This is a genomic window from Daejeonella sp., assembly GCF_044342615.1.
Lineage (GTDB): Bacteria > Bacteroidota > Bacteroidia > Sphingobacteriales > Sphingobacteriaceae > Daejeonella.
This window is the reverse complement of record NZ_JBIIPN010000200.1, coordinates 1-3,680: the sequence shown is the minus strand read 5'-3', so window position 1 is coordinate 3,680 and position 3,680 is coordinate 1. Positions and strand designations below refer to the sequence as shown.

The window sequence follows — 3,680 nt, the reverse complement described above, 5'->3', positions numbered from 1 at the left end:
TGCGAACTATGCTTTTGTATGCTTTCAGCAATAAATGTGGCAGGAATTGGCCCCTGACTAAAAATATTTTTAATTTTTCTTTCTGACATACCTAATTATTTTCTTTTTGCAATCCGGCGATTCCATATTTAAGGCTAAATATTTTGCGTGATTTACCATAATGTTGGCTCAAAATTTCGGCCGCTACCTTGCTGCGTTTACCTGTTTGACATAAAAGTACTATGGTTTCCGCATCAATCTCTGGAATTTGTTCTTTTAATTTACTTAATGGGATATTTATATGTCTAATATGTTCAATATCAGGTGTTTCTCCACTTTCACGAACATCTATAATTTGAATATTACCGTTCTTGATCATAGGCTCAAAATTCTCATAAGACAAATCGAATGTTGAATTTATTTTGCAAAAACCTTCATAATTAAAGGATTCAAATTCGTTAATTCCCTTAGGAATCATTTTATTTGTTTCCGCTCTTGGAGTCAATTCCAATTCAAAAAATTGGTTATTTAAAGAGTTGTAGGTGAGTAGTCGGTTGATTAATGCTTCACCAATTCCAGTTATCAATTTGATGGTTTCATTGGCCATCATAGTACCAATAATGCCAGGCAATACCCCAATAACACCTGCTTCGGCACAGTTTAACACTTCATGATCTGCGGGAGCTAGTGGGAAAAGGTCGCGGTAATTCACTTTAACATCAGGTCTTGATTTTGCGCTGTTAAAAACAGCTAATTGCCCCTCAAATCGTGAAATAGCGCCATAAACGAGTGTTTTATTGAGCAGTACACAAGCATCATTTATCAAGTAGCGGCTCGAAAAATTATCTGTTCCATCTAGAATGATATCGAAGCCCGATAAAATATTCAATGCATTGTTATTGTTTAATTCTTCATTAAATACATGTATTTCAATGTCCGGATTTATCTGTTTCAATACTTCTGCCGCTCGCTTTGCTTTTGATTGCCCGATATCATTTACAGAAAATAAAATTTGTCGGTGGAGGTTGCTCAATGTTACTAAATCAAAATCGACTATGCCCAAATTACCTATCCCTGCACCCGCGAGATACATCATTGCTGGGCATCCAAGGCCTCCAGCACCAACAATCAAGACTTTGGCATTTTTTAATTTTTCTTGTCCGGCTTCGCCTAATTCTTTCAAGGATATTTGTCGGGCATATCGTTCATTTTTACTTGCTTTGCTCATATTTATCCTCCAGAAAAAGGTGGTAGTAATGCCACATTTGCATCTCCATCAAAAACTGTATTTTCATGAATAGTCTTTTTATTTACAGCAATGCTATAGCTCATATTTGCCAATTCGGGATACATTTCATGAATTTTCTTTTGAAGTGTATCCGTGTCAGGAATATCTTGAAGGTGGAATTTTGGACTTCCGGCGATATCCGCCAACTGTCCGAAAAGCGTAAGTTCAACTTTCATATTTAAGCTTTTAAGATGTGAAAATTAGTTTTATTCCCGCCACCAAAAGCACAATTGCTAAGGTGTTCTTCAATATAGTCTGATTGAATTTCAAGGACCCTAAATAAGAACCTAGTAGTCCGCCGACAAAGGCAATGCCAACATAACTGATCATATCCGGACTAAAGTTGATGCCTTTATATAGATGACCCGCTAATCCCGAACACGAATTTACGAAAATAAATAATGCACTGATAGCGGCAGTTTGTTTTTGGTCAGTCCAGCGCAACAATAATAATACCGGCGAAAGTATAATTCCGCCCCCAATGCCTATTAATCCCGAAAGGAAACCTATTCCTGCACCAATCAAAATGGATAGAAAAATGGTGTTTTTTTGTAAATCTTGTGCGGGATTATTTTTATAAAGAAGGAATCTGAAAACTGGAATGAGTAAGAGTAATCCCAGTACTTTTTTGTAAATCTCGGCATCTAAACTAATCATCCCACCTAAAAACGCCATTGGGATAGATGCTAGGGCTAGTGGAAGGAAAATTGGCCATTTAAAATGCTTCCCACGGTAAAATTGTATGAATGCGGTAAGCGATACAAAGAGATTGAGTAGGAGTGCAGTGGGTTTCATTACTTCGGGACTTACAGCATAGATTGCCATTAATGCCAAATAACCGCTGGCACCACCATGTCCAACAGAAGCATATAGAAATGCAACAATAAAAAGTAACATATAAAAAATATAAATGCTTTCCATTGCTATTTATTAAGGCAAGAGGTGTATTTCAACTAATTGACCCTCAGTAAATTCTGTCTGATTTTCATCTAGTTTGATCAAGCAATTTGCCTTGGCAAAAGAGCTTAACCTAAATGATTCTTGCGCCTTTAGATCATGTGCCATTTTACCATCAAAATATCCTTTTAAAAATTGAGTTAAACCAGATGCTTTTTTTTGTGATTTGCTGAGTGGCGCTTGAATTTTGATAAGATCTTTCTTACTATTATTTAAAATCCCAATGGCTGGATACACATATTCATAAAAGCAGTTTAATACCGATGCGGGATTTCCAGGTAAGCCAAATATGTATTTTTTGCCCTTTTTACCGAAAAAAAGTGGCTTCCCAGGTTTCTGCTTTATTTTGTGGAATATTTGCTCAACTTTATTTTCTTTAGTCGCTTGAACTACAAAATCATAATCTCCTACACTTACGCCCCCTGTAAGTAAAACCAAATCACTTTGGTTTAGAGCACTTTTTAATACTGAAGAAAGAATCTCTAAATTATCCTCTGACGATAAAATATTAATTTTTGTGATACCTATCTGATTTAAGGCTGCTTTCAAGGCAAAGGAGTTGGCATCATAAACCTGTCCTAATTGAAGTGGCTTTCCTGGTGATTGTAATTCATTCCCGGTTAGAATAATGCTTACACTGGGTTGTGGATAGGCTAATATCTGGTTGATTCCTAGTCCGGCGATAAATCCAATAGCCGCTGGACTTAAATACGAATTTTTCTCGAGCGCCATTTCATTGGCTTTAGCTTCTGAGCCTTGAAATCTAACATTGTGACCTTTCACTAATTGTGAATCTGTAATGCTTAATTTACCATTGGAGATGCTCGTTTTTTCTTGCATTACAACGGTATCTGCACCAGGCGGGACTGCTGCACCGGTAAATATACGGCGGACACTTTGAGGCTTTAGGGGCTTTAAATCGGCTAATCCTGCTTGCGATTCGCCGTCAATGAGTAATTCCTGGTGTTTTTGCCATTCCTCGAAGTTTAGTGCATAACCATCCATGGAAGATTGATTGAATCCTGGCAAATCGCTCAAAGAAAATAGATCTTCAGCAAGGATTAAACCTGCTGCTTCGTTTAAATGAAATTGAATGGGACTGTTTGCTTCGATATGCTCTTCAATTAGTTTTTTTGCTTCAGAAACAGGTATTAACTCTTTGGGCATCTGGCTGTTTTTCTTATTATGCTGTGAATTTCGATAAAAAATTGATGATTAGCAAAGCTTGAATTGGCTGCTAGGATTATAAAAATATCTGAAATTTTAGCCACCAATACTAATCATGCTGCGATTTTGAATGTCTTCAGCTTGAATTTTCTCAAAGTCTTTCGTGAATTGACCACCGAGTTCCTTCGCTTTTGAAGCGATACTTTTTTGGATGAGTGGTAAAACATCCTCTCCATTACGAAGTGCGCTAAGTAAATCCGTTTCTTTTTGTGAAAAGAGGCAATTTTTC

At 36.8% G+C, this 3,680-nt stretch carries 4 protein-coding genes and 1 pseudogene; all 5 read right to left on the bottom strand.

Annotated elements, in window-relative coordinates; translation table 11 throughout:
• Positions 1-91: 91 nt before the first annotated feature.
• A complete protein-coding gene (gene moeB, locus ACIQ0D_RS12240; RefSeq protein ID WP_395806020.1) occupies positions 92-1,207 on the bottom strand; it encodes a molybdopterin-synthase adenylyltransferase MoeB in 1,116 nt (371 codons plus the stop codon).
• Positions 1,208-1,209: 2 nt separating this feature from the next.
• A complete protein-coding gene (locus ACIQ0D_RS12235) occupies positions 1,210-1,443 on the bottom strand; it encodes a MoaD/ThiS family protein (protein ID WP_395806018.1) in 234 nt (77 codons plus the stop codon).
• A 10-nt stretch (positions 1,444-1,453) separates the two neighbouring features.
• Positions 1,454-2,188: a sulfite exporter TauE/SafE family protein gene (locus ACIQ0D_RS12230; protein ID WP_395806016.1), complete on the bottom strand. Its 735-nt coding sequence runs from the start codon at positions 2,186-2,188 to the stop codon at positions 1,454-1,456.
• A gap of 9 nt (positions 2,189-2,197) precedes the next feature.
• Entirely contained in the window at positions 2,198-3,391 is a 1,194-nt protein-coding gene (gene glp, locus ACIQ0D_RS12225; RefSeq protein ID WP_395806014.1) for a gephyrin-like molybdotransferase Glp, read from the bottom strand.
• Between the two features lie 96 nt (positions 3,392-3,487).
• A pseudogene (locus ACIQ0D_RS12220) lies at positions 3,488-3,680 on the bottom strand (cyclic pyranopterin phosphate synthase MoaA); the annotation flags it as partial.

Bases quoted from the DNA above. Each gene is read 5' to 3' on its own strand.
- moeB (WP_395806020.1), bottom strand. From the start codon at position 1,207: ATGAGCAAAGCAAGTAAAAATGAACGATATGCCCGACAAATATCCTTG.
- ACIQ0D_RS12235 (WP_395806018.1), bottom strand. From the start codon at position 1,443: ATGAAAGTTGAACTTACGCTTTTCGGACAGTTGGCGGATATCGCCGGA.
- ACIQ0D_RS12230 (WP_395806016.1), bottom strand. From the start codon at position 2,188: ATGGAAAGCATTTATATTTTTTATATGTTACTTTTTATTGTTGCATTT.
- glp (WP_395806014.1), bottom strand. From the start codon at position 3,391: ATGCCCAAAGAGTTAATACCTGTTTCTGAAGCAAAAAAACTAATTGAA.